Origin of the sequence: Mesorhizobium sp. M4A.F.Ca.ET.020.02.1.1 (assembly GCF_004022645.1) — a bacterium.
Taxonomy (GTDB): Bacteria; Pseudomonadota; Alphaproteobacteria; order Rhizobiales; family Rhizobiaceae; genus Mesorhizobium.
Genome location: NZ_RZOI01001382.1, coordinates 1 through 472, shown reverse-complemented (window position 1 = coordinate 472; position 472 = coordinate 1). Strand labels below are relative to the sequence as shown.

General features: G+C 68.0%; 1 protein-coding gene. It reads left to right on the top strand.

The annotated features are described in order from the left end of the window. Positions 1-472, top strand: a 472-nt coding sequence (locus EN742_RS37260) for an FAD-dependent monooxygenase (RefSeq protein ID WP_189375782.1), incomplete at both ends; no start/stop codon positions are given.

The window sequence follows — 472 nt, the reverse complement described above, 5'->3', positions numbered from 1 at the left end:
TGCCCATGCCGTGCTCGCCGATGGCAGCGAGATTTCCGCCTCGCTGGCGGTCGCCGCCGACGGGCGCCTGTCGCCGGCGCGCGAAGCGGCGGGCATTGCCGCATCGGTGCGGTCCTATCCACAGGCGGCGCTGGTTCTCAATTTCAGCCACCGCAGCGACCACGCTTTCACCTCGACCGAATTCCACACCGAGACAGGCCCGTTCACGCAGGTTCCCCTGCCCGGCAACCGTTCCAGTCTTGTCTGGGTGGTGAAGCCGGAGACGGCGACGGAACTGGCGGCGCTCGACGACGCGACGCTTTCGCAACGCGTCGAAGAGCAGATGCAGTCGATGCTGGGGCGCGTCACCGTCGAACCCGGCAGGCAGGTCTATCCGCTATCGGCCGCCTCGCCGGGCCGCTTTGCGCAAAATCGCGTTGCGCTGGTCGGCGAGGCCGCGCACGTATTCCCGCCGATCGGCGCAACGCGATTT